Origin of the sequence: Streptomyces sp. NPDC055966 (assembly GCF_042269865.1) — a bacterium.
Classification (GTDB): domain Bacteria; phylum Actinomycetota; class Actinomycetes; order Streptomycetales; family Streptomycetaceae; genus Streptomyces.
Window position 1 is genome coordinate 46,584 of sequence record NZ_JBHJYK010000006.1, and the last position, 24,017, is coordinate 70,600.

The 24,017-nt window shown below is 73.3% G+C and carries 18 protein-coding genes; 9 read left to right on the forward strand and 9 right to left on the reverse strand.

Going from position 1 to position 24,017, the window contains the following annotated elements:
* The gene (locus tag ACFC8N_RS14560) at window positions 1–504 is read right to left on the reverse strand and encodes a nuclear transport factor 2 family protein (protein WP_356030011.1); all 504 of its coding nucleotides are present in this window, start codon (window positions 502–504) and stop codon (window positions 1–3) included.
* A gap of 70 nt (window positions 505–574) precedes the next feature.
* Here ACFC8N_RS14560 and ACFC8N_RS14565 point away from each other — a divergent pair, with 70 nt between their 5' ends.
* Window positions 575–1,213 (forward strand): hypothetical protein, encoded by a 639-nt coding sequence (locus tag ACFC8N_RS14565; RefSeq protein ID WP_376288316.1) that lies wholly within the window; start codon window positions 575–577, stop codon window positions 1,211–1,213.
* 26 nt (window positions 1,214–1,239) lie between these two features.
* On the opposite strand, the gene ACFC8N_RS14570 is transcribed toward ACFC8N_RS14565, so the two are convergent.
* From ACFC8N_RS14570 to ACFC8N_RS14580, 3 genes are all read right to left on the reverse strand, one after another.
* Window positions 1,240–1,419 carry a hypothetical protein gene (locus ACFC8N_RS14570; RefSeq protein ID WP_356030012.1) on the reverse strand — a complete coding sequence of 60 codons (180 nt, stop codon included), beginning with the start codon at window positions 1,417–1,419 and terminating at the stop codon, window positions 1,240–1,242.
* A gap of 98 nt (window positions 1,420–1,517) precedes the next feature.
* Window positions 1,518–2,393, reverse strand: a complete 876-nt coding sequence (locus tag ACFC8N_RS14575) for an undecaprenyl-diphosphate phosphatase (protein ID WP_356030013.1) — start codon at window positions 2,391–2,393, stop codon at window positions 1,518–1,520.
* Between the two features lie 111 nt (window positions 2,394–2,504).
* Window positions 2,505–2,984, reverse strand: a complete 480-nt coding sequence (locus tag ACFC8N_RS14580) for a helix-turn-helix domain-containing protein (RefSeq protein ID WP_356030014.1) — start codon at window positions 2,982–2,984, stop codon at window positions 2,505–2,507.
* Between the two features lie 98 nt (window positions 2,985–3,082).
* Between ACFC8N_RS14580 and ACFC8N_RS14585 the strand changes: the two genes are divergently transcribed.
* Window positions 3,083–4,252 (forward strand): thiolase family protein, encoded by a 1,170-nt coding sequence (locus tag ACFC8N_RS14585; protein WP_356030015.1) that lies wholly within the window; start codon window positions 3,083–3,085, stop codon window positions 4,250–4,252.
* Between the two features lie 3 nt (window positions 4,253–4,255).
* On the opposite strand, the gene ACFC8N_RS14590 is transcribed toward ACFC8N_RS14585, so the two are convergent.
* A complete protein-coding gene (locus ACFC8N_RS14590) occupies window positions 4,256–4,972 on the reverse strand; it encodes a VTT domain-containing protein (RefSeq protein ID WP_356030016.1) in 717 nt (238 codons plus the stop codon).
* A 92-nt stretch (window positions 4,973–5,064) separates the two neighbouring features.
* Window positions 5,065–6,216: a glutathione-independent formaldehyde dehydrogenase gene (locus tag ACFC8N_RS14595; RefSeq protein ID WP_376288317.1), complete on the reverse strand. Its 1,152-nt coding sequence runs from the start codon at window positions 6,214–6,216 to the stop codon at window positions 5,065–5,067.
* A gap of 114 nt (window positions 6,217–6,330) precedes the next feature.
* Between ACFC8N_RS14595 and ACFC8N_RS14600 the strand changes: the two genes are divergently transcribed.
* The 3 genes from ACFC8N_RS14600 (at window position 6,331) to ACFC8N_RS14610 (ending at window position 9,339) form a co-directional block, all read left to right on the forward strand.
* Complete coding sequence (locus tag ACFC8N_RS14600; protein ID WP_376288318.1) at window positions 6,331–7,053, forward strand: DNA alkylation repair protein; 723 nt, start codon at window positions 6,331–6,333, stop codon at window positions 7,051–7,053.
* A 261-nt stretch (window positions 7,054–7,314) separates the two neighbouring features.
* Entirely contained in the window at window positions 7,315–8,493 is a 1,179-nt protein-coding gene (gene tuf / locus ACFC8N_RS14605; RefSeq protein WP_376288319.1) for an elongation factor Tu, read from the forward strand.
* Entirely contained in the window at window positions 8,494–9,339 is an 846-nt protein-coding gene (locus ACFC8N_RS14610; protein WP_362821376.1) for a fused MFS/spermidine synthase, read from the forward strand. It abuts the gene before it with no gap.
* Here the strand turns inward: ACFC8N_RS14610 and ACFC8N_RS14615 are convergent.
* A complete protein-coding gene (locus ACFC8N_RS14615) occupies window positions 9,301–10,599 on the reverse strand; it encodes an MFS transporter (protein WP_376288320.1) in 1,299 nt (432 codons plus the stop codon). The two genes, ACFC8N_RS14610 and ACFC8N_RS14615, sit on opposite strands and share 39 nt — an antisense overlap.
* Window positions 10,600–10,802: 203 nt before the next feature.
* Between ACFC8N_RS14615 and ACFC8N_RS14620 the strand changes: the two genes are divergently transcribed.
* Window positions 10,803–11,102 carry a hypothetical protein gene (locus ACFC8N_RS14620; protein ID WP_356030025.1) on the forward strand — a complete coding sequence of 100 codons (300 nt, stop codon included), beginning with the start codon at window positions 10,803–10,805 and terminating at the stop codon, window positions 11,100–11,102.
* Between the two features lie 120 nt (window positions 11,103–11,222).
* On the opposite strand, the gene ACFC8N_RS14625 is transcribed toward ACFC8N_RS14620, so the two are convergent.
* The gene (locus ACFC8N_RS14625) at window positions 11,223–12,242 is read right to left on the reverse strand and encodes a hypothetical protein (protein WP_376288321.1); all 1,020 of its coding nucleotides are present in this window, start codon (window positions 12,240–12,242) and stop codon (window positions 11,223–11,225) included.
* A gap of 126 nt (window positions 12,243–12,368) precedes the next feature.
* Between ACFC8N_RS14625 and ACFC8N_RS14630 the strand changes: the two genes are divergently transcribed.
* Window positions 12,369–12,827, forward strand: a complete 459-nt coding sequence (locus ACFC8N_RS14630) for a DUF4442 domain-containing protein (protein ID WP_356030028.1) — start codon at window positions 12,369–12,371, stop codon at window positions 12,825–12,827.
* Window positions 12,828–13,036: 209 nt separating this feature from the next.
* Here ACFC8N_RS14630 and galU read toward each other — a convergent pair whose 3' ends face one another.
* The gene (gene galU, locus ACFC8N_RS14635) at window positions 13,037–13,990 is read right to left on the reverse strand and encodes a UTP--glucose-1-phosphate uridylyltransferase GalU (RefSeq protein ID WP_376288322.1); all 954 of its coding nucleotides are present in this window, start codon (window positions 13,988–13,990) and stop codon (window positions 13,037–13,039) included.
* 394 nt (window positions 13,991–14,384) lie between these two features.
* Between galU and ACFC8N_RS14640 the strand changes: the two genes are divergently transcribed.
* Window positions 14,385–16,313 carry an RICIN domain-containing protein gene (locus ACFC8N_RS14640; RefSeq protein WP_376288323.1) on the forward strand — a complete coding sequence of 643 codons (1,929 nt, stop codon included), beginning with the start codon at window positions 14,385–14,387 and terminating at the stop codon, window positions 16,311–16,313.
* Between the two features lie 348 nt (window positions 16,314–16,661).
* Entirely contained in the window at window positions 16,662–24,017 is a 7,356-nt protein-coding gene (locus tag ACFC8N_RS14645) for an SDR family NAD(P)-dependent oxidoreductase (RefSeq protein WP_376288324.1), read from the forward strand.

Genomic DNA, 24,017 nt, shown 5'->3' on the forward strand with positions numbered 1-24,017 from the left:
CTAGGACAGGGGGCCTGGTGAGCCTCCCTGCGGGGCCGCGGTCACCTTGGCCGAAAGGCTGCGCCACTTCTCCTCGACCGCCACCCGGTGCAGGCGCCAGCCCTCCGCCGTGCGCAGGAGCCCGAAGTCGTAGCGGCCACCGCACACCAGGTCCGGTGGCGTGGGGGTGTCGGCGGCCGTGAAGCACATGGGGTTCAGGTAGTCGGCCCGGACCCGGGCGGTGTCGCCCGTGTCGTGGTCCAGGACGCCGAAGCGGATCCGGCGGTTGACGATCAGGTGCTGGCGCACGGGGAACAGGGCCAGGTTCTCGGCGAGCCAGTCGGCGATCCCGGGCGCGGGGCCCTCGATGCCGCCCGACGAGCGGTAGTCGGCGCGGCCGTCCGGTGTGAACAGCCGCCGGTACGCCGTCCAGTCGCCGTCGTCCACCGCCACGGCGTACGCGGTGATCACCTCGTCCACGGCCAGCCGGTCGATCACGGTCGCGAGCTCCGCGCGCTGGGTCATCGGCACAGTGTTGGGCATGGCGGGTGAAGTGCCAAGAGGACGAACGGGTTTATTCGGGGATCATGGCCGGGTGACGAAGTGGACGAAGAACGAGCCTCCGGTCGAGCGGCCGGGCCGGGAGCCGGAGCTTTCCCCCTACCAGGAGGCGATGAGGCGAAGGCTTCTCGCCGCCCCGGTGGTAGAGGCGCCCGAGCCCTGGCGGCGCATCGCGTACGCCCCGGTCGGCGGACTTCTCGGGATCGGATTCGCGTCACACCCCGGCACCGGCCAGGACGTGGTCATGGTCGTCTCGCACGACGGGCACGGCCTCTTCGACGCCGTCACGGGGGAGAAGATCGCGCGGGATCGTGACGCGGACCCCGAGGACGGCGGCCCCGACGCGGATCCCGCGCTGTGGTGTCCCGGGCTGGGACCGGTCGCCGGAAGCAGGGTGCGCATCGCCGGCCTCTTCGGAGGAGGACTGCACACTTCCGGCGGAGACGGCTGGAGGCTGGAGGTGGTCGCCCCGGCCTGGCCGAACGAGCGTGTCCTGCTCTCTCGCGACGGCGGTCTGCCGCACTCCGGTCCGCACGGGGAGCGCTGGTGGCACATCTTCCACTCCCACTACTCCGAACTCCGTGCCGCTGGATTCTCGCCCTCCGGTCGGACCTTTGCCGTGGCGACGAGCAGCGATCTGTCCCTGTGGACCCGCGACGCAAAGGGTGTGTGAGCGCGGCGACCCCGCCGCGGGCCGGCTCAGGCGGCCTCGATGACCTCCGCGCGGATCGCCGTGGCCCACTGGACCACCAACAGCTCGTACTCCTCGCGCTCTTGGGCGGACAGGGTGCCGCCCGCGCGCAGCCAGAGGGCCCGGATCTGCTCGTTCACCTCGGCGGCGGACCGCACGGAACCAGAGGTCGGGAATTCGCGGGACATGCGGACAGCCTAGGGGCAAGCACTGACACTGCGCTACCGCCCGGCTACGCAGAACGTATGGGGTTGGTCACCGCGGCCACGCGCCGCGCGGGGCCCGCTCAGCTCGCCGACTCGGCCGCGTGCGGGCTCAGTTCGCCCGCCGCGACCAGGGCGATGATGACGACGCCGAGGGCCACACGGTACCAGACGAACGGCATGAAGCTCCGGTGGGAGATCCACTTCATGAACCATGCGATCACCGCGTATCCCGACGCGAACGCGATGGCCGTCGCGAACAGGGTCGGGCCCCACGCCACATGGCCCGCGGCCACCGAGTCCTTCACCTCGAACGCGCCCGAGGCGAGCACCGCCGGGACGGCGAGAAGGAACGAGTAGCGGGCCGCGGCCTCGCGCCGGTAGCCCATGAACAGGCCGCCGCTGATGGTCGCGCCGGAGCGGGAGACACCGGGGACCAGGGCGCAGGCCTGGCACAGGCCGAAGACCAGGCCGTCCTTGACGCCCAGGTCCTGAAGGGACTTGCGCTGCTTGGGCGCCCGGTGCCGGCCGCCGGTCTCGTCGCGGGCCGCCAGCCGGTCGGCGACACCGATGACCAGGCCGACCACGATCAGCATCGTCGCGGTGACGCGCAGGTCCCGGAACGGGCCCTCGATCTGGTCCTTGAGCGTCAGACCCAGCACGCCGATCGGGACCGAGCCGACGATCACCAGCCAGCCCGTCCGCGCGTCCTGGTCCCGGCGCATCGTCCTGTCGAACAGTGACCGGAACCAGGCGGAGACGATGCGCCCGATGTCCTTGCGGAAGTAGATCAGTACGGCGGTCTCCGTGCCGATCTGGGTGATCGCCGTGAAGGCCGCGCCGGGGTCCTCCCAGCCGGAGAACGCCGCGGTCAGCCGCAGATGCGCGCTGGAGGAGACGGGCAGGAATTCGGTCAGCCCCTGGACGAGTCCGAGGATGAGGGATTCGAACCAAGACATGAAGGTAATGCGTCCAGTGCTGTCGGGTAAAGAAGTGATCAAATGACGAGGGCAGCGTAGCGGGCCCGGGTGACAGCGTGGAAACGGGGGCTGGGTGTGCTTCCCGTGGGGTTACGAGGCGACCGGGCCCGTGATCGTCCAGCCCGGCGCCTGCGGGTGGGCCGTCAGGTCCTCGTGGCGCACCTCGTCGCCGCAGGCCCGGCAGGTGACGACCGGGACGAGTTCGTGGCCGCAGGCGTGCTCGACGGCCATGGGCAGGTCGGCGCCGCCCCGGATGTGGCGGTCGCCCCACTCCTTCAGGGTCATCAGGACCGGCTCCAGCTCCAGGCCCGCCTGTGTGGGCCGGTACTCGAAGCGCTGCGGGCGCTCGCTGTAGAGGCGCTTGGTGAGGATCCCGGCGTCCACGAGGCGGCGCAGCCGGGTGGCCAGGATGTCGCGCGGGGCGCCTGTGTTGCGCACCAGCTGGTCGAAGCGGCCGTTGCCCAGACAGACCTCGCGCAGGACGAGCAGGGAGTACTTCTCGCCGACCAGCGCGAGGGCGTCGGCGATCGAGCAGGGGCGCGAGTCGTGCGTGGTCTTCCGTGCGGCCATGAGGGCCAGTCTAGAGGAGGGTTTGATTTTCCAACTCGCAGAGCTATGGTGAGTTCGGATTTCCTACTCACTGGTAGCCGGCCAAGGAGGCCTCCGCCATGCGCGACGCAGTGATCGTCGAAGCGGTACGCACCCCCATCGGCAAGGGCAAGCCGAACGGCTCCCTCGCCCACGTGCACCCCGTGCAGCTCCTCGCCCACACCCTGCGCACCCTGGTCGAGCGCTCCGGCGTCGACCCGGCGCTGATCGACGACGTCATCGGCGGCACCGTCGACCAGGTCGGCGAGCAGGCCATGAACACCACCCGGTACGCCGTCCTCGCGGCCGGGTTCCCCGAGTCCGTCCCGGCGACCACCGTGGACCGCCAGTGCGGCTCCTCCCAGCAGGCCGTGCACTTCGCCGCGCAGGGCGTCGTCTCCGGCGCCTACGACCTCGTGGTCGCCTGCGGGGTGGAGTCGATGAGCCGGGTGCCGATGTGGTCCAACGTGCCCGCCGGGAAGGACCCGTTCGGGCCGGGAGTCGCCGAGCGCTATCCCGAGGGCCTGGTCCCGCAGGGCGTCAGCGCGGAGCTGATCGCCGCCAAGTGGTCCCTCACGCGCGCGCAGATGGACGAGTTCGCCGTCTCCTCGCACCACAAGGCGGCCCGCGCCTGGGAGAACGGCCTCTTCGACGCCGAGGTCGCCCCGCTCGACGGGGTCGGCCGCGACGAGTGCGTACGCCCCGGCAGCACCCCGGAGATCCTCGCCGGTCTCAAGCCCGCCTACTACGACCCCGGTTTCGCCGAACGCTTCCCGCAGATCGAGTGGAACGTCACGGCGGGCAACGCCAGCCCGGTCAACGACGGCGCCTCCGCCGTCCTGATCACCTCCGGCGAGACGGCCGCCCGCCTCGGCCTGCGCCCGCTCGCCCGCCTGCACAGCTTCGCCGTCACCGGATCCGACCCGCTGCTGATGCTCACCGGTGTCGTCCCGGCCACCGAGAAGGTGCTGCGCAGGGCGGGGCTGACCATCGACGACATCGACCTCTTCGAGGTCAACGAGGCCTTCGCGAGCGTGGTGCTGGCCTGGCAGCAGGAGACCGGAGCCGACCTCGCCCGGGTCAACACGCACGGCGGCGCCATCGCCCTCGGCCACCCCCTCGGCGCCAGCGGCACCCGGCTGACCACCACCCTGGTCCACGCCATGCGGGAGCGCGGCGCCCGCTACGCCCTGCAGACCATGTGCGAGGCGGGCGGACTCGCCAACGCCATGATCCTCGAAGGGGTCTGACCGCTACCGGCCGCGCCAGTGATGCCGCTTGCGCCAAGCCACCACCGTGCCCAGCAGCGCCGGTACGGCGATGGAGGCCGTCGCGATCAGGAAGGCGGGGGAGGTCGGTGCCGAGGCGCGGGCGCCGGCGACCGCGTAGGCGGCGGTGTTCGGGACCGACCCGACGGCCGTGGCCAGCAGGAACGGCCACCAGCCCATGCGGGAGACGGCCGCGCAGTAGTTCGCCGCCCAGAACGGCACCCCCGGGAACAGCCGCGCCGCCAGCATCGAGCGGAACCCGTGCCGGCTCAGCTGCCCGTCGGCCGCCCTCAGCCAGCGGCCCCGCAGCAGCGGACGCAGCGCGTCCTGACCGAGGAGCCGGCCGAGACCGAAGGCGACACCGGCGCCGAGCACCGTGCCCGCCAGCGCCGTCGCCAGCCCCAGCGGGGAGCCGAACAGCGCCCCCGCCGCCAGGTTGAGCAACGGCCGCGGCACGAACGCCACCGTGCACAGCCCGTACGCCGCCGCGAACGCCACGGCCGCCGCGGCCCCGCCGAGCTGCGGCGGCCAGCCCCGGGCCAGCAGCCGCTGCGGCTCGAAGACCAGAACCCCCGCACCGGCCCCGGCGAGCAGCGCGAGCAGCAGCGACAGGCGGGCGTACGGGGACAGCAGCGCGCGCGTGCAGCGCGCGGCGAGTCCGGGAGCGGCTGTCGCGGTGCCGGCGGGATCGGCGTCGAGCATCCGGTGACATTAACCGACGTACGCGGATGATCGCCGCCACGGGTGGGTCCGGGTGCCCTCGGCGCCCGGACCTGGCGGTCACGCGCGCGTGCTCACGCGGCGAGCGCGTGACCGGGGTGCAGAACCACCTTGGTGTAGCCCTCGATCCGCTGGTCGAACTTCTCGTACGCGAGCGGTGCCTGGTCCAGCGGCAACTCGTGCGAGACCACGAAGCCGGGCTTGGCCCGCCCGGCGATGATCAGGTCGCGCAGCTGGCGGTTGTACCGCTTGACGTTGCACTGACCGGTGCCCATCTGCTGGCCCTTCTCGAACATCTTCCCGATCGAGACCAGCAGTTGGCCGTGCTTGGCGTGCTCGTCGGGGCCGCCCGGGTCCGAGGGCACGTACAGCCCCGGCACGCCGAGCATGCCGGTGGGCCGGACCGTCTCGACCAGTTCGTTGAGGACGATCGCGGGTTCCTCGTGGCTGGCATCGTGCGCCTGGGCCTGGTAGCCGACGGCGTCCACGCCCTTGTCGGTGCCCTCTCCGTCCGTCTGCTCCTTGATCTGCTGCGCCGGGTCGCCCTTGGTGAAGTCGATGGGGATCGCCCCGATCTGCTCGGCCTTGGCGAGCCGCTCGGGCACCCGGTCGACCGAGAAGACCTTCGCCGCACCGCGCAGCAGCGCCGAGTACGCGGCCATCAGCCCCACCGGCCCGGCGCCGTAGACGGCCACGCTCTCGCCGGGCGACACCTGGGCGAGTTCGCAGCCGTGGTAGCCGGTCGGGAAGATGTCGGCGAGCAGCACGAAGTCGGTCTCGAACTCCTCGCCCGGCGGCAGCTTCAGACAGTTGAAGTCGGCGAACGGCACCCGCAGCAGCTCGGCCTGGCCGCCCTCGTACGGGCCCATCGCCACATAGCCGTAGGCCCCGCCGGCGAATCCGGGATTGACCGTCAGACAGAATCCGGTCTTCCCGGCGAGACAGTTCTTGCAGAATCCGCAGGCCACGTTGAACGGCATCACGACCCGGTCGCCCACGGACAGCGAGGTCACGCCGCCGCCGACCTCCTCGATGACGCCGAGGTTCTCGTGCCCGAAGACGATGCCCGACCGGGCGGCCGTACGGCCCTCGTACATGTGCAGGTCCGAGCCGCATATGGCGGACGACGTGACCCGTACGAGGACATCGTTGGGGTGCTGGATCGAAGGATCCTGGACGTCCTTCACCCGCACGCTGAAAGGCTGTTCGTAGACGACGGCTTTCATCTGTGTCACCTCCGCGTCGAACGCCGGACCATGGCCCCGCGTGCCCGCTTCACCGTCGGTACTTCCAGGGAACGCCCGTACGAAACGGGGCGCAACCCCCGTATCGTTCGTCCCATGACCGTCACCGGCGCGACCCCGCCGCACGTGCCGCGCAGCGCACTCGCCGACACCGTGCTGGCCCGCCTCACGCCCGCGTACGCGGCCGCCGGGGACCCTGGGCGGGCCGTCGCCATGCGGGACTACATGAAGGACGTGGCCCCCTTCCTCGGCATCCCGACCCCGGCCCGCCGCGCCCTGTCCCGCACGGTCCTCGCGGGTACGCCCCGCCCCGACGAGGCCGACTGCACCGCGATCGCCCTGCGCTGCTGGGCGCTGCCCGAGCGTGAGTACCACTACTTCGCCGTGGACTACCTGCGCCGGCACGCCGCCCGCTGCGGCTCCGGCTTCCTGCCGGTGACCCGGTACCTGGTGACGACCGTCCCCTCGTGGGACACCGTCGACCTGCTCGCCGCGCACGTCGTCGGCACGCTCGTCGCCGCCGATCCGGAACTCACCGCCGACATGGACGCCTGGATCACCGGCGGCGACCTGTGGGCGGTGCGCACGGCCCTGCTGCACCAGCTGGCGTGGAAGGAACGCACCGACGCGGAGCGGCTGTTCGGCTACTGCCTGCTCCAGTCCGGGCACCCCGACTTCTTCGTCCGCAAGGCGATCGGCTGGGCCCTGCGCGCGTACGCCAGGACCGACCCCGGGGCCGTGCGGGCGTTCCTGGCGCGGGAGCGGGGCCGGTTCGCCCCGCTGAGCGTGCGGGAGGCGCTGAAGAACATCGGCGCCTGACGGCGTCCGGCACGGAAAACCATTCGACGCCGAACGGCTCCTCGGCGATGATCGACGTCATGTTCCGGTACGCCTTCCTCCTCGCAGCATCCGCCGTCGCGGATGCGCCGAAGGCTGCCGTCCCGTATCTCGCGGCCGCTGTCGACGGCGCCCGAAGCTGACCCTCTCCGGACATTCCGGCGGACCCCGCAGGGGGAGGGTCGGCCGGTCCCCGGGGGTCCCGCATCTCTTCCCACGCCTGAGAGGCTTCGAGGTACAGCCATGTCCAAAACGGCCTACGTGCGCACCAAGCCGCACCTGAACATCGGCACCATGGGTCACGTCGACCACGGCAAGACCACCCTGACCGCCGCCATCACCAAGGTCCTCGCCGAGCGCGGCACCGGCACCTTCGTGCCCTTCGACCGCATCGACCGGGCCCCGGAGGAGGCGGCCCGCGGCATCACCATCAACATCGCCCACGTCGAGTACGAGACCGGCACCCGGCACTACGCCCACGTGGACATGCCGGGCCACGCCGACTACGTCAAGAACATGGTCACCGGCGCCGCGCAGCTCGACGGGGCGATCCTCGTCGTCTCCGCGCTCGACGGGATCATGCCGCAGACCGCCGAGCACGTGCTGCTCGCCCGCCAGGTGGGCGTCGACCACATCGTCGTCGCGCTGAACAAGGCGGACGGCGCCGCGGACGAGGAGCTGACCGACCTGGTCGAGCTGGAGGTGCGCGACCTGCTCACGGCGCAGGGCTACCCCGGGGACGCCGTACCCGTCGTACGGGTCTCCGGGCTCCGGGCGCTGGAGGGCGACCCGCGCTGGACGGCGTCCATCGAGGCGCTGCTCGACGCGGTCGACACCTATGTGCCCATGCCCGAGCGGTATCTGGACGCGCCGTTCCTGCTGCCGGTGGAGAACGTGCTCACCATCACCGGCCGGGGCACGGTCGTCACCGGCGCGGTGGAGCGGGGCACGCTCCGGGTGGGGGACCGGGTGTCCGTGCTGGGCGCCGACGTCGAGACCGTCGTCACCGGGCTGGAGACCTTCGGCAAGCCCATGGCGGAGGCGCAGGCCGGGGACAACGTGGCGGTGCTGCTGCGGGGCGTGCCGCGGGACGCCGTCCGGCGCGGACACGTCGTCGCGGCTCCCGGCAGCGTCGTGCCGGCCCGGCGGTTCTCGGCGCGGGTCTACCTGCTCTCGGGGCGCGAGGGCGGTCGTACGACACCGGTCGCGAGCGGGTACCGGCCGCAGTTCTACATCCGCACCGCGGACGTGGTCGGTGACGTCGACCTCGGCGCGGCGGGGGCGGCCCGGCCCGGCGAGACCGTGGAGATGACGGTCGAGCTGGGACACGAGGTGCCGCTGGAGCCGGGGCTCGGGTTCGCCATCCGTGAGGGCGGCCGGACCGTGGGCGCGGGAACGGTGACGGTTGTCCACAATGGATGAGTGAACGAATCGATACCCGTCCTCCGCACCACCGACCACGGCACCGCCAAGCTCATGCCCGACGTCGACCGTGCGCGGGCCTGGCTGCTCACGGTCGACGGGGCGCCGCAGTCGTACGTCGATCTCGATGATCCCTCGTATCTGGAGTTCGAGTACGCGCGGCGCCTCGGGTATGTGCTCGACGTCGTGGCCGAGGCCGGGCGGGCGCTGGACGTGGCGCATCTCGGCGGGGGTGCGCTGACGTTGCCGCGGTACGTGGCGGCGACCCGGCCCGGCTCACGGCAGGACGTCGTCGAGGCGGACGCCGCCCTGCTGGAGCTGGTCGTCGAGCATCTGCCGCTGCCGGCGGGCTCGGGTGTCGAACTGCACGCGGCCGACGCCCGGGCCTGGCTGGAGGGCGCGCCGGACGATCACGCGGATGTGCTGATCGCGGACGTCTTCGGCGGCTCCCGGGTGCCGGCGCATCTCACCACGCGGGCCTACGCCCGCGAGGCCGAGCGGGTGCTGCGTCCCGGCGGGGTCTATCTGGCCAACCTCGCGGACTCCGCGCCGTTCGCCTTCCTGCGCTCCCAACTGGCCGCGTTCGCCGAGCTGTTCGAGGAGCTGCTGCTGATCGCCGAGCCGGGCGTACTGCGCGGGCGGCGGTTCGGCAACGCCGTGCTGGTCGCCTCGCACCGGCCCCTCGACGTCGCCGCTCTGGCCCGGCGCACGGCGGCGGACGCCTTCCCGGCGCGAGTCGAACACGGGGCGGCGGTACGGGAGTTCATCGGCGGCGCGCGGCCGGTCGAGGACGCGGACGCCGTACCGTCACCCGAGCCCCCCGACGGGGCGTTCGGCATCGGCTGACGCGGGTGTGGAGTCGGCGACCGGCTGGGTGCGGCGGGTCAGCGTGCGCACGTCCGGGACCAGCAGCACCAGCGCGGTGACCAGGACGACCAGGACGGCACAGCCCCACAGGGCGGCCGCCCGGCCGAAGCCGGACTCCGCCGGGCCCGCCAGCGCCGTGGCGAGGGGCAGCAGCGCGACCGAGCCGAACCAGTCGTACGCCGAGATCCGGGAGAGCTTGTCCTCGGGGATCTCCTGGTGCAGCGCGGTCATCCAGGAGACGGCGAACACCTCCACCGTCGTACCGGCGACGAACATCACCACGTACAGCGCGCCCACCGGCACCGGCACGGCCAGCGCGGCCGAGGGCAGGGCCAGCGGGAAGACGCAGAGCGTGCCGGCGAGCAGCAGCCGGCGGGGCTTCCAGCGGGTCATCAGCAGGGCGCCGGCCACCGTGCCCGCGCCGAACGACGCCAGCGCGAGGCCCCAGGGCCCGGCGCCGCCCAGGCGGTCGCGGGCGACGAGCGGGCCGTAGACCGAATCGGCCGCGCCGACCACCGCGTTGGCGATGGAGAACTGCACGACGATCCCCCACAGCCAGGGCCGGCCGACGAACTCCCGCCAGCCCTCGCGGAGATCGGCCAGCATGCCCACGCCCGGGGTACGCGGCGGGATGTGGCCGACGTCGAGGAAGGAGCGCAGGGCGCCCGCGACGGCGAAGCCCGCCGCGTCGATCGCGAGCACCCAGCCGGGGCCGACGGCGGCGACCAGCGCACCGCCGAGCGCGGCCCCGCCGAGGGCCGCGCCCTGCGTGGCCATGCGGAAGAAGGCGAACGCCCGGCCCGCCTGTTCGCCGTCCACGGAGGACATCAGCATGCCCTCGGCCGCCGGGCCGAAGAACGCCTGCCCGGTGCCGCCCAGCGCGGTGAGCAGCATCATCTGCCACAGTCTGGGCTCGCCGGTCAGCACGAGCAGGGCGAAGGCGCCCTGGGACAGGCAGTTGAGGACGTTGGCGGCGACCATCACCCGGTGCCGGGGCAGCCGGTCGGCGAGGACACCGCCGATGAGCAGGAACACCACCAGCGGCAGCGTGCGCGCGGCGGCCACCAGGCCCACGTCCCCGCCGTCGCCGCCCGATTCCAGCACGGCGAACGCGGCGGCGATGAGCGAGCCGTTCGCGCCGAGGTCGGTGATGACGGCCGCCGCGGTCAGCAGGGAGTAGTTGCGGCTTGCCCAGGTGGGTCTGTGGAGGTGGGTGGGGGAGCCGGAGATCTCGGTCACCGGCCGACTATCCCTACCCGCTCCGGGTTTGCCAAGCGAGTTTGCGGACGTCAGGGAGGGCGGCCACCACCCTGCGGAGGGGCGAGGGCGCTGATCGTGGGTGGAGGTCAAGTCCGGCGGTGGCGGGGCCTGTTACCGGCGAGTTCAAGAAGCTTGTAAGATCCACTCCTACCCAAACACGCCCTAACTGGGGGAAACAACTCATGACCAAGCGCCTTTCCGCCCTGGCCGTTTCCGTGGCCGTCGCCGGAGGCTTCCTCGTCACGTCGGTGCCCGCTCAGGCCGCTCCGGCCGGCCACGTGGTCTCGAAGGTCGCCATCACGTGCAACGAGAGCCGGATGCGCCAGCAGATAGCCGACCTCAAGCGCAAGGCCGCGCAGCTCAAGCAGTTGGGGGAGGACGCGGCGGCCAGGAAGGCGCTCAGCGACGCGGCCGCCCTCCAGCACCGGCTCGACCAGTGCATCGCGTCCGAGCGGGACGGGAGCAAGCCGTTCCCCGGCTGAGCATCCGGTTCGATGTGTGGCGCCGCCCGTCCCGTTTCACGGGTGGGCGGCGCCACACGCCTGTCAGGTCTGCCGACGCAGCCGGTCCCGGCCCCCGTTCCGGCGGGCCGGGACCGCTGGTCACTGCAGGGTCGGTTTGCCGTGCAGCCGTACCGTGCCGAGGATCTTCTGGATGGTCGCGTCGGACAGTTCGTCCTTGACGCCCTTGGCGCCGTAGAGCGTCCACGAGACGAAGTTGTCGACGGAGTTCTTGAAGGCGAACGTGATGGCCTTGCCGTCGGTGGCGCACTTGTTCTTCTTGGGCACCCCGACGACGTACGACGTCGCGACGCTGCCCTTCAGCCCCGACGCCGTCGTGAAGGGCTTCGCCTCGCCGATCTTGAGATACTTCTTGTCGGCGTCCGACTGGTCCGTGTATCCGCCGAACGCGAAGGCGGCCGCGTCGCCGCGGGCGATGCTGGCCGTGTCCTTGCCGCCGTTCTCGCCCTTCGTGCCGCTGCCCGCGAGCGCGTAGAACTCCTTCGAGCCGTTGTCGTCGGTGGTGCAGTAGTCCTGTTTCAGGAACGAGGGCCCGGAGAAGCCGATGTAGGCCGACCCGTCGCCCTTCTTCTTGTCCTCGAAGAAGCTGAAGATGCCGGGCCGTTCCACCTCCCAGTCGGCCGGTACGTCGAAAGCCGTGCCGTACTTGGGGTTCACCACGACCTTCCAGCCCGCGACGGTCGGCTTCTCCGTCTGGTTGCCGCGCGGGTCGCCTTCGTCCGAGGACGAGGTGGCCGTGGGGGCCTGCGTCGGCGACTGGCTCGTGTGCGCACCGCCCTTGCCGCCGCCCGCCGTGTCGTCCTTCTTGCCGTCCTTGCCGAGGACCAGGAATCCGGTCACGCCCGCGGCGACCACCACGGCCGCCGCCGCGATGATCGCGATCATCTTCGTACGGCCGCCGCCGCCCTGCGGAGGTGTCGGAACGGGCACGGTGGGCGGCTGCGGCTGCCCCCACGGCGGCTGCTGGCCATACTGCCCGGCCTGCGGGTACTGCTGGTACCCGGGCTGCTGGTACGGGTTCGGCTGCTGGTAACCCGGCTGCTGGTACGGGTTCTGCTGCGGGTTCGGCGCGCCCCCTGGCGGCTGCTGATCTGGCCACATGGCCAGTAACTCTATGGGGCCTGGGACACGATTCGGTCACCGGCCCTCGTCAGGGCCGTAGCGAAGCGCGGGCGGGCACCGGTCCGTGCTGGCCAGTTTCGGCTACTCGTGAGTAACATGAGGTCCATGAGCGCAGACCAGATGTCGATCGGCGAGATGCTCGCCGCCACCGTGCCCATGGCCCGGACGCTGAACCTGGAGTTCCTGGAGACGAGCCGTGAGCGCGCCGTCGTGTCCCTGCCGGACCAGGACGCCTTCCACAACCACGTGGGCGGGCCCCACGCCGGGGCGATGTTCACGCTCGGAGAGTCGGCCAGCGGCGCCATCGTGCTGGCCGCCTTCGGGGACCAGCTCGCTCGCGCGGTGCCGCTCGCGGTCCGCGCCGAGATCGCCTACAAGAAGCTGGCGATGGGCGCCGTCACCGCGACCGCGACCCTGGGCCGCCCGGCCGCCGAGGTCGTCGCCGAGCTGGACGCGGGGCAGCGCCCCGAGTTTCCCGTGGCGATCGAGATCCGACGTGCGGACGGCGCCGTCACCAGTGAGATGACGGTCGTCTGGACACTGCGCCCCAACAAGCAGGACTGACCCGGCATTTCGCGATACCGGCACAGAGGCCCCCGGCGTCGAGGAGTGGGGGTCCCGGGCTGCCGCGGGCGATGGGCGCGCCCGTGGGGAAGGGGCCGGCCGGCGCCCCGCCCCCACGGCCGGGCATCGCTCCGGCTCCCGTCCGGTGGGCGGACCGCCACCCGCCCCCGGCGCCGCCGCCCCGGACCGGCGGGCGGGCCGTCGACGGCTCAGGCGGCCCGGTGTTCCGCGCCGTCGCCGGTCGCGCCGTCCGCCAGGCCGGCCACGAACTCTCCGAGCCAGCGCCGGAATTCGGGCCCCAGGTCCGGCCGGTCGCAGGCCAGCCGGACCACCGTGCGCAGATAGTCGGCCTTGTCGCCGGTGTCGTAGCGCAGCCCGTCGAAGACGACCCCGTGCACGGTGCCGCCCGTCGCGAGGTCCTGGAGCGCGTCGGTCAGCTGGATCTCGCCGCCGCGACCCGGCGGGGTGCGCTCCAGGACGTCGAACACCGCCGGGTCCAGCACGTACCGGCCGATGACCGCGTACCGGCTCGGCGCGGTTCCGGGTGCCGGCTTCTCCACCAGGCCGGTGACCCGTACGACACCCTCCTCGCCGGTCGCCTCGACCGCCGCGCAGCCGTAGAGGTGTATCTGCTCCGGGGCGACCTCCATCAGCGCGACCACGCTGCCCTCGTAGCGCTCGCGCACGTCCAGCATGCGGCTCAGCAGGGTCTCGCGCGGGTCGATCAGATCGTCGCCGAGCAGGACCGCGAACGGCTCGTTCCCCACGTGGTGCCGGGCGCACAGCACCGCGTGGCCGAGGCCGAGCGGGTCGCCCTGGCGGATGTGGTGGATGTCGGCGAGCCGGGCGGGATCGCGTACGGCGTCCAGACGCACCGTGTCGCCCTTGGCGGCCAGCGCCTGCTCCAGCTCGAAGGCGTTGTCGAAGTGGTCCTCGATGGCGCGCTTGTGCCGGCCGGTGACCATCAGGACGTCGTCGAGACCGGCCGCGGCGGCCTCCTCGACCACGTACTGGATGGCCGGCTTGTCGACGACCGGCAGCATCTCCTTCGGTGTGGCTTTGGTCGCGGGCAGGAACCGGGTGCCGAGTCCCGCGGCCGGTACGACGGCCTTGCGGACGGCACGGGGGGAATCGGGGGGCGCTGCGGAGTGGGGGGCGATCATGCGGCTCATGGTGGAGCACATGGATGAGAGTGCGCCCGGAGAAGCATGGGAACCGGCTGTGGACGCCGGAGAAGCCGTCGGAGTCACGCACCGGAGAAGGCGTCGGAGTCGCCTGCCGGAGAACTGTCGGGGATCCCGACGGAGAACCGTCGGAGAACCCGCCGGGATGTGATACCGGCGGTAACTCTTGTGGAATTCGCCGATTTTGAAGCCCAGTCAATCCATCTTCTTGTTTCCTGTGAGGCGCGTGTGCGAAGGTGAGCCTCCCCGCGGGAAGGGCAAAGGCCGGCGTCGAACGCCGAGACCGGCCCTGGTGGTACGCACCAATCAGGCACTGCTTTCCGACAGAACCGCATTTCGTACGCAGTTCTGCGGTGAGAAAGGAAATGGTTCCGTGCAGTCCCCTCACCCCCCACGCCCGCCGTACCCGCCCCTGCCCGGTCCGGGCGGAGCCTCCGACCGGGATCTCCTCGCCCGGCTGTCCGGCCCGCACGCCGCCCGCCATCACGCCGTCGCGGTGCTGCTGGCCCGGCACTGGCGAGCCGCACGCGACTACGCCGTCGTCTGCCTCGCCTCCTTCGGCCCCGCCGCCCCGCTCGTCGCCACCGCCGCCTTCCACGACGTGCTCGGCCGCGCTGCGGGCGGTGCCGTCGGCGGCGCCCTGCGCCCGCACCTCCTGGTCGCCGTCCGCGACACCGTCCGCACCTGGGCCGCTGACGACGCAACCTGTACGACTCTGCCGGAATTGCGCAGACCCACCGGCGGCCGAGGACTGCGTGCCGCGCACCCCGGAACGCCGGAAAGGCGACGGCTCGCCGAACGCGCTTTCCGGGACCTTCCCGGCGCGTCGCAATGCCTTCTGTGGCACACCGAGGTGGAAGCGGAGCCGATAAACATACCCGCCGGTCTGCTGGGTATCGCTCCGGCCACCGCAGCGGCCGCCCTGGAACGGGTCCGCGAGCAATTCCGTGCGGGCTGCGTACGTGCCCACAGAGAACTCGCGCCGACGAAGGAATGCCGTTTCTACAACCGGCTCCTCGATGTCCCGATGCGCCGCGGCGGAGCCCTGCTGCCGGATGTGCGACACCATCTGACGGTCTGTCCGTACTGCCGGCATGCCGCCGACACCATCGGGCAGTTCGAGGGCGACCTGGGCCTGATGCTCGCCGAGACCGTGCTCGGCTGGGGCGCCCGCCGCTACCTCGACTCACGCCCCGGACGCGGCGCCGCCGAGGAGTGGCCGACCGCAGCCGCCCCGGACGCGGACCGGGCGGCGTCCGGCGTCCGGCATCGCACCGGCCCCGGGGGCCGCCGCCGAACGGCCCTGCTCGTCGGCGCCGGACTGACCTCGCTCGCCCTGCTCGCCACCGTCCTCGCGGTCAGAAGCTGGTCCGATGACAACGGTGTCCCCACCCCGGGCGCCACCTGGGGCGCCCCTGCCGGCCACACCGGCCCTGCGCGCGACAGCCGCCCCGGCGACGCGCCCTCCGCCGCGTCGGCCGCATCCGCCGCATCCGCCGAGTCCACCGGCTCGGTCGGCGGCTTGGGTGCCCCCGTCGAGGTCGCCCACGGCAATCTGCGCGCCCTCGGCTCCGGGCGCTGCCTGGACGTGCGCGGGGGCGGCGTGTGGGAAGGCGGGGCCGAGCCGGGCGCGGGGGTACGGCTCGCCCCGTGCTCGGCCGCCGCCTCGCAACAGTGGTCGTACCAGGACGACGGACTGCTGCGCAGCGCCGCCGACCCGGCCCTGTGCCTGGCCGCCGACCCCGGAACGAAGAGCGTCGTGCTGGCCGGCTGCGTCGTGCACGCGGGAGACGTGGTCTACGACTTCACCGTGCGGGGCGAGATCCTGCTCCGCCGGAGCGGGGGACTCGCGCTGGCTTCGGGAGCGGACGGCTCGGCCGACGGGGTCGGGGTGGCGCGCCGGGACGGTTCGTCGGGGCAGCGGTGGGCGCTCGGGTCCGGCGCGGGCGGGCCGGGGGCGAGTGAGGTGGCGCCCGGTGGCCCGGGAGTGCCGGACGGGACAGGGCGCACGGGGGTACCGGGTGCGCCGGGCGCCGCCGGGCAGCCCGAGCCGCCGCCGGGGGAGCCAGAAGTTCCCGGAGGGAGCTGGCAGTTGAGGTCGTCCGGGGGCGGGGACGGGGCCAGGAACGAGCACGAGAACGAGACCAGGATTGTTCAAGTCCGGACCGGCGAGCAACGGCGCCGTACCGAGCCGGGGTCCCCAGGTGACGTGCTGCTCGCGATGGGCGGTGCCCTCCAGCGGGTACCCGGTCCGGTCACGGCGGTACCGGCGACAGTGCGCGAACTGCTCGGTGGATCGTGATCGAGTCACCGGCGTGAAGTCATGCAGAATTTACAGACTTCGCGTGACTGTCCCTGCGTGTTGCGCCCGGATGAGTGCGCGGTGAAGCGGGCGGGCGGTTTGCCGGGGTTGGGGCGGTGTGGTGCGTGGGCCGGGGCGGTTCCCGGCCCACGCACGTGACGGAATTCGCCGCGTTTTCTCCCCTTGCGGGGAATTCGATCGCATGGCCGAATCGGCGTCACGGTCCGCGAATTGAGCGCGACGTTATTGACCCCTCAGTAACACCTCGCTAGGTTCCGGTGCCCTCGCACCAGAGAGTTCCGCCGCACACCCCCCACCGTGCTGTCTCGCCGACCGTGCCGGAGCAACATGACCTCCCCTGTGCGCGCCCACGACCTGATCCTTTGCCTCACCCCGTTCGGCGAGCCCGATGCCGGGCTCGCCGCAGCCGCCAGCGCCGCCGGCGGGCTCGGCATCCTCGACCTCGGCTCCGGCGATCGAAGATCACGAGAGGAACTGTCCCGGCTGAAGCGGGCGTCTCCGGGGGCCTTCGGAGTACGCGTGAGCGGGCGCTGCGCGCTGGCTCCGGCCGACGTCGGGGATGCCCCGGACGTGTTCGTCCTCACCCCGGACGCGCCGTGGAAGATGGCTGAACTCCCGCCGTCGTACCGGGTGTTGGCCGAGGTCACCGACCTCGGGCAGGCTCGCACCGCCGTCCGCGCCGGTGCCCGGGGGCTGATCGCCCGGGGCGGCGAGAGCGGCGGCCGGGTCGGTGACCTGAGCACGTTCGTCCTGCTGCAACAGCTCTTGTCCGACAGCGAGTTGGCGGGAGTCCCGGTCTGGGCCTGCGGCGGTGTCGGACCGCGAACGGCGGCGGCCGCCGTGGCCGGCGGGGCGGCCGGAGTCGTCCTCGACAGCCAACTGGCCCTGCTGCCCGAGTCGGGCCTGCCCGAGACGGTCCGGGCTGTGCTGCGGAACCTGGACGGCTCGGAGACCGTGCTGCTGGGCGGTCACCGGGTACTGCGGCGCCGCGGCCCCGCCGCCCCGCGGCCACCGGCCGACGACCCGGAGGAGATCGCGGCCCTGCTGGGCGTGGACGATACGCGCGGCCAACTGCTGCCGGTGGGCCAGGACGGCTTCCTCGCCGCCCGGTTCGCCGATCAGTGGGGTGACGTACGGCGGGTGGTACGGGAACTGTCGGCGGCGATCCACGACGTGACGCGTACGGCACCCGATGCCCCGGTCGACAAGGGGTCCGACACTCCGGCCGATGCGAAAACCCCCGCCTCACTCGATACGGGATCCCCCGCCTCGGCCGCTACGGCACCCCACCCTCCGGCCGCCACGGGATCCCCCGCTCCGGCCGCTCCAGGAACCTCCGCCTCGGCCGCTACGGCACCTCACCCTCCGGGCGTCACGGAACCCCTCGCTTCGGCCGCTTCGCGAACCCCCGCCCCGGCCGTTACGGCACCTCACGCCTCGGCCGACATACGAACCTCCGCCTTGGCCGCTATGGCACGCCCCGCCTCAGCCGCTACGCGAACCTCCGCCCCGCCCGACACACGACCCCCCACCCCCGACACGCCACCCCCCACCCCGCACCACACCCCAGCCGACGCCGCACCGGCCGTCGCCCTGCGGCCCGGGTCTGCCATGAGTCGGGCGCTCGGGACGCGGTTGCCGTTGGCTCAGGGGCCCATGACACGGGTCAGTGACCAGGCCGGTTTCGCTGCCGCCGTTGCCGAGGGCGGTGCGCTGCCGTTCCTGGCGTTGGCCCTCGCGGACGGTGCGCGGACCCGGGCGATGCTGACCGAGGCGCGGGCCGTGCTGGACGGCCGGCCCTGGGGTGTGGGTGTTCTCGGTTTCGCGCCGGAGGAGATCAGGAACGCCCAGCTGGACGCCGTACGGGAGCTGCGGCCCACGCACGCGGTCATCGCGGGCGGCCGCCCCGCCCAGGCCGAGGCGCTGGAGCGGGCCGGGATCCGGACCTTCCTGCATGTGCCCTCGCCGGGGCTGCTGCGGCAGTTCCTGGAGGCAGGGGCCCGCAGGTTCGTGTTCGAGGGGGCCGAGTGCGGCGGGCATGTGGGGCCCCGGGCGTCGTTCCCGCTGTGGGAGGCCCAACTCGCGGTACTTGAGGAGTACTTGGCGAGTGCAGGTGAGGAGGCCGCCCGGCAGGTGGAGGTCTTCTTCGCGGGCGGGATCCACGACGAGCGGTCGGCCGCGATGGTCGCCGCCCTGGCCGCGCCGCTCACCGCCCGGGGCGCCGCCGTCGGCCTCCTCATGGGAACCGCCTACCTGTTCACGCAGGAGGCGGTGGCACACGGCGCGATCCGGCCCCTCTTCCAGCGGCAGGTGCTCTCCGCCACCACGACCGCCCTGCTCAGGACCGCGCCCGGCCACGCGACCCGCTGCGTGCCGAGCCCCTTCACCGGCGACTACCCGGACCGGGAGGCCGCCCTGCGGGCACAGGGGCTGACCGACCGCGAGGTCTGGGAGGGACTGGAACGTCTCAACGTCGGCCGGCTGCGCATCGCCAGCAAGGGTGTCGAGCGGGGCGCCGACGGGCAGTTGGCGGCCGTCGACGAGCAACGGCAGCTGACCGACGGGATGTTCATGGCGGGCGAGGTCGCCGTCCTGCGCTCGGCGACCACCACCGTCGCCGAGCTGCACCGGTCGGTGACCGACGGCGCCGCCGACTTCCTGACCCGGCGCGCCGGACACCCGGATCCGCGGGCCGCGCAGGAGCCGGCCCCGCCCGCCCCGCTCGACATCGCGATCGTCGGCATGGCCTGCATGTTCCCGCAGGCCCCCGACCTCGCCGCCTTCTGGGCCAACGTCGTCGCCGGACACGACGCCGTGACCGAGGTCCCGCCCGACCGCTGGGACCCCGCCGTGCACCACGCGGCCGGCAGCACGGCGTCGAAGTGGGGCGGCTTCCTGCCCCGCATCCCCTTCGACCCGCTGAGCTACGGCATCCCGCCCGCCTCCCTCGGCAGCATCGAACCCGTCCAGCTGCTGTCCCTGGAGGCGGCCCGCCGGGCGCTGGAGGACGCCGGGTACGGCGAGCGGGGGCGGGCGTTCGACCGCGCGCGGACCTCGGTCGTCTTCGGCGCCGAGGCGGGCAGCGACCTGTCCAACGCCGTCACCCTGCGCGCCGTCCTGCCCGCGTACTACGGCCGCGTCCCCGACGGCATCGAGGAGCAGTTGCCCCGGCTGACCGAGGACTCCTTCCCCGGCATGCTGGCCAACGTCATCTCCGGCCGGATCGCCAACCGCCTCGACCTCGGCGGCGCCAACTTCACCGTCGACGCCGCCTGCGCCTCCTCGCTCGCCGCCCTCGACGTGGCCTGCAAGGAACTCGTCTCCGGCACCAGCGACCTGGTGCTGTGCGGCGGCGCGGACCTGCACAACGGCATCAACGACTACGTCCTGTTCTCCTCCGTCCACGCGCTCTCCCCGACCGGCCGCTCCCGGGCCTTCGACGCCTCCGCCGACGGCATCGCCCTCGGCGAGGGCGCGGCCTGCCTGGTCCTCAAGCGGCTCGCGGACGCCGAACGCGCCGGCGACCGGATCTACGGCGTGGTCAAGGGCCTCGGCTCCGCCAGCGACGGCCGCTCCCTCGGCCTGACCGCCCCCCGGCCCGAAGGCCAGCGGGCCGCGCTGGAGCGGGCCTACCGCAACGCGGGCGTCTCACCGGCGGAGGTCGGCCTGGTCGAGGCGCACGGCACGGGGACCGTCGTGGGCGACCGCACCGAACTCACCGTACTGAGCGAAGTGTTCACCGAAGCGGGTGCGGGCACGGGCAGTTGCGCGCTCGGCTCGGTCAAGTCCCAGATCGGGCACACCAAGTGCGCCGCCGGACTCGCCGGGCTGATCAAGGCCGCCCTCGCCCTCCACACCGGCATCACCCCGCCCACCCTGCACCTGGAGCGCCCCAACCCGGCCTGGACGCAGGACGACAGCCCCTTCGTCTTCCACACCCGGGCCCGCCCCTGGACGGAGCCGCCCGCGCGACGCGTCGCCGGGGTCAGCGCGTTCGGGTTCGGCGGCACCAACTTCCACGCGGTGCTGGCCGCGCACACCGAAGCCGCGGCGCCTGCGCAGAGCCTGGACGCCTGGCCGTGCGAGCTGTTCCTGTTCCGGGGCCGGGACACGGCGGCGGCCCACCGCACGGCGGCGGAGATCCTCCGCGCCGCCGAGACCGACGGCAGCCCCTGGCGGCTGCGGGACCTCGCCCTCGCCGCCGCCCGCCGCGCCGACACCACGCACGAACCGGTACGGGCCGCGGTCGTGGCCCGGGACGTGGACGACCTGACCGGGCAACTGCGGCGGGTCCTCGCAGGTGAGCAGGATCCGGCCGCCGGGATCCACGTGGCGCCGCCGGCGCAGGGCACCGACCCGCACGAGGGCCCGGACCCGCTCGGCGGCCAGGTCGCGTTCCTCTTCCCCGGGCAGGGCAGCCAGCGCACCGGCATGCTGGCCGAACTCCTCGTCATCCTCCCCGAGTTGCGTCACTTCCTGCACCTCGGCCGCGCCCACGCCGACACCGTCCACCCGCCGGCCGCCTTCGACGACACCGCCCGTGAGCGGCACCGGGCCGCCCTCACCGACACCCGGGCCGCGCAGCCCGCCCTCGGCATCGCAGCTCTCGCCGCCCACGCCTTCCTCACCTGTGCGAACGTCCACCCCGACCAGGCCGCCGGCCACAGCTACGGCGAGCTGGCCGCCCTCGCCGCGGCCGGCGCCCTCGACCCGGAGACCCTGCTGGAACTGAGCGGCGAACGCGCGGCCGCGATCCTGGCGGCGGCCGGTGACGACCCCGGCACCATGGCCGCCGTCGGCGCCGGGGCCGAGACCGTCGGTGTCGCCCTGCGCACCTCGGGGGCGCCTGCGTCGGTCGTCGTGGCCAACGTCAACTCGCCGGAACAGACGGTGATTTCGGGACCGACGCCGGATGTCGAGACCGCCGTACGACTGCTGCGAGCGGCTGGGCTCGGGGCCCGGCGCATCCCCGTGGCCTGCGCCTTCCACAGCCCGCTCGTGGCCACGGCGGGCGAGCGCTTCGCGAAGGTGCTCGCGGAAAAGCCGGTACGGGCGCCCGAGTTCCCCGTCTTCGCCAACCGCACCGCCGCGCCCTACCCCGCCGACCCCGACGCGGTGCGCGCCGAGCTCGCCGCCCAGATCGGCTCCCCGGTCGACTTCGCCGCCCAGATCGAGGCGATGTACGAGGCGGGCGCGCGGCTCTTCGTCGAGGCGGGGCCCGGCACCGTGCTCACCCGGCTGGTCGGCCGGATCCTCGGCGACCGGCCGCACCGCACGGTCGCCTGCGAACCGACGGCCGACAGCGGCCTGCGCGGCTGGCTCGACGCACTCGCCCGGCTCGCCGTCGCCGGCCGGCCGGTGCGCACGGCCTGGCTGCTGCGGGGCCGCGACGCCGTCGACGCGCTGCGCGCCCCGGCGCCGAAACGGCCCGGCTGGACGGTCGACGGTCACCTCGTCCGCACCGCCGACGGAGCCCTCCTGCCCGGTGCCCTCGCACCGGCCCGACGAGTCGTGGAGACGACCGTGACCACCGACCAGCCGCATGGCACCCCGGCCGACCGGGACGCGTTGATCTCGGAGTTCCTGCGCACCAGCCGGGAGATGATCGCCGCCCAGCGCGACGTGCTGCTCACCTACTTCGGAGCCACGCCGGGCGCCACCGCACCGGCGCCCGCCCTGCCCGCGCCGCCCGCGCCGTCCGCACAGCCGGCCCTGTCCGATGCGCCGGTCCGGCACGAGAGCCGCGAACTCTCCCCGGCCGAGGGGCAGTTGATGCCGGAGGCGGCCGATGGTGTGCCGACGGACGACGTGGAGCGGATCGTCCTGGAGATCATCAGCGAACGTACCGGCTATCCGGTCGACATGATCGAACCCGACCTCGATCTGGAGGCGGACCTGAGCATCGACTCCATCAAGCGGGCCGAGATAGCGGGCGAACTCGCCAAGCGCCTGGGCATCGCGGGCGGCGCCGCCGTCCTGGACGACGCCGAGCTGGAGGAACTCGCGAAGGCGCGTACGGCAGCGGCGGTGACGGGGTGGCTGACGGCGCGGGTCGGAGCGGGCCCCGGGGACGATGGCGGAGCCGGGGGTGAGCCGGTCGGGAACCGGCCGGACACGTCGTACCCCGGTGCGCCGACCCCGGACACCCCGCGCGCGGAGCACACGTCGGCCGCGGCCGTGCCACCGGTCCCGGAAACCCCTCTGGCCCCCGGTGTAACCCCCCGGCGCTGTGAGCTGCGGCCCGTGCCCCTCCCGGAGTCCGGCCCGGCGGGCCTCGACCCGGCCGGCCGGCGGTTCGTCCTGCTCGGCGGCGGCGAAGCCGTGGCGGCCGAGGTCGCGGCACGGCTCGCCGGGGCCGGAGCCGAGCCGGTGACCCTTGACGGCGGTCACCTCCTCGCCGCCGCCGACGGTCCCGTCGACGGTGTCGTGTACCTGGGCGCGCTGCCCGGCCCCGAGCTCCCGGCGCTGCCGGACGCCTTCCCGGTGCTCCGGGCGGCGCTGGCGTGCGGCCCGCGCGGGCTGCTCGCCGTGCGGTCCGCCGAGCGGGCGGCGGTGCGGGCGGCCGGGCTGGACGGGCTGTTCCGCACCATCGGCCGCGAATACCCCGAGCTGCTCACCAGGGTCGTGGCCGTACCGGACACCGCACCGGCGGCCGTCGCTGACGCCGTGCTCGCCGAACTGCGCGCCCCCAAGACCGCCGCCCCCGTCGTCCTGCGTACGGCGGCCGGCGCCCGCCAGGGTCTGGAACTGGTGCCCGCGCCCCTCGGACTGCTCGGCACGACCGGGGCCGGGCCCGCCGCCGACGGCGCCGCCGAGGCGGCCGCGCTCGGGCTCCACCGGGACTCCGTCGTCCTGCTGGCCGGGGGCGCCCGGGGCATCACCGCCCGGTTCGCGGCCGCACTCGCCCGTGCCTGCCGCTGCCGCGTCGAACTGCTGGGCCGCACCCCCGCGCCCACCGCACCCGAGGACCCGCGCACCGCCGCCGCCCGCACCCCCGTCGAGTTGCGCGCGGCGCTCGCCGCCGGACCCGGGGCGCCGAAGCCCGCCGAGATCAACAGGACCGCCGAACTGCTCCTCGCCCAGCGGGAGATCGCCACCACCCTCGCCGAACTCGGCGCACTCGGCAGCGAGGCACGTTACCGCGCGGTCGACTTCCGGGAGCGGGACGCCGTCCTCCAGGCGGTCAAGGAGATCCACGCCGAACACGGCAGACTCGACGGCGTCGTCTTCGCCGCCGGGATCATCGAGGACCGGGTGATCGCCGACAAGACCCCCGAGTCCTTCCAGCGGGTCTACGGCACGAAGACGGCCGGGGCCGCCGCGCTGTTCGCCGCTCTGGACGACCTGCCCGCCGCACCGGCGTTCACGGTGCTGTTCGGCAGCATCGCCGCCGTGCTCGGCAACCGCGGCCAGGCCGACTACGCCGCCGCCAACGACGCGCTGGAGGCGCTCGGCGCGGACTGGGCCGACCGCACCGGCAACCGCGCGCTGACCGTCCACTGGGGACCCTGGGCGCCGTCCGGTACGCACACCGGGATGGTCGGGGCGGAACTCGGCCGGGAGTACGCCCGGCGCGGGGTCGAACTGATCGACCCGGACGAGGGCACCGCGGCCCTGCTCCGGGAACTCGCCTGGGGCGACCCGGCGGCCCGCGCCGTCGTCCACACCGCGTCGGGCTGGTGA

Bases quoted from the DNA above. Each gene is read 5' to 3' on its own strand.
- ACFC8N_RS14560 (WP_356030011.1), bottom strand. From the start codon at position 504: ATGACCCAGCGCGCGGAGCTCGCGACCGTGATCGACCGGCTGGCCGTG.
- ACFC8N_RS14570 (WP_356030012.1), bottom strand. From the start codon at position 1,419: ATGTCCCGCGAATTCCCGACCTCTGGTTCCGTGCGGTCCGCCGCCGAG.
- ACFC8N_RS14575 (WP_356030013.1), bottom strand. From the start codon at position 2,393: ATGTCTTGGTTCGAATCCCTCATCCTCGGACTCGTCCAGGGGCTGACC.
- ACFC8N_RS14580 (WP_356030014.1), bottom strand. From the start codon at position 2,984: ATGGCCGCACGGAAGACCACGCACGACTCGCGCCCCTGCTCGATCGCC.
- ACFC8N_RS14585 (WP_356030015.1), top strand. From the start codon at position 3,083: ATGCGCGACGCAGTGATCGTCGAAGCGGTACGCACCCCCATCGGCAAG.
- ACFC8N_RS14590 (WP_356030016.1), bottom strand. From the start codon at position 4,972: ATGCTCGACGCCGATCCCGCCGGCACCGCGACAGCCGCTCCCGGACTC.
- ACFC8N_RS14595 (WP_376288317.1), bottom strand. From the start codon at position 6,216: ATGAAAGCCGTCGTCTACGAACAGCCTTTCAGCGTGCGGGTGAAGGAC.
- ACFC8N_RS14600 (WP_376288318.1), top strand. From the start codon at position 6,331: ATGACCGTCACCGGCGCGACCCCGCCGCACGTGCCGCGCAGCGCACTC.
- tuf (WP_376288319.1), top strand. From the start codon at position 7,315: ATGTCCAAAACGGCCTACGTGCGCACCAAGCCGCACCTGAACATCGGC.
- ACFC8N_RS14620 (WP_356030025.1), top strand. From the start codon at position 10,803: ATGACCAAGCGCCTTTCCGCCCTGGCCGTTTCCGTGGCCGTCGCCGGA.
- ACFC8N_RS14625 (WP_376288321.1), bottom strand. From the start codon at position 12,242: ATGTGGCCAGATCAGCAGCCGCCAGGGGGCGCGCCGAACCCGCAGCAG.
- ACFC8N_RS14630 (WP_356030028.1), top strand. From the start codon at position 12,369: ATGAGCGCAGACCAGATGTCGATCGGCGAGATGCTCGCCGCCACCGTG.
- galU (WP_376288322.1), bottom strand. From the start codon at position 13,990: ATGATCGCCCCCCACTCCGCAGCGCCCCCCGATTCCCCCCGTGCCGTC.
- ACFC8N_RS14645 (WP_376288324.1), top strand. From the start codon at position 16,662: ATGACCTCCCCTGTGCGCGCCCACGACCTGATCCTTTGCCTCACCCCG.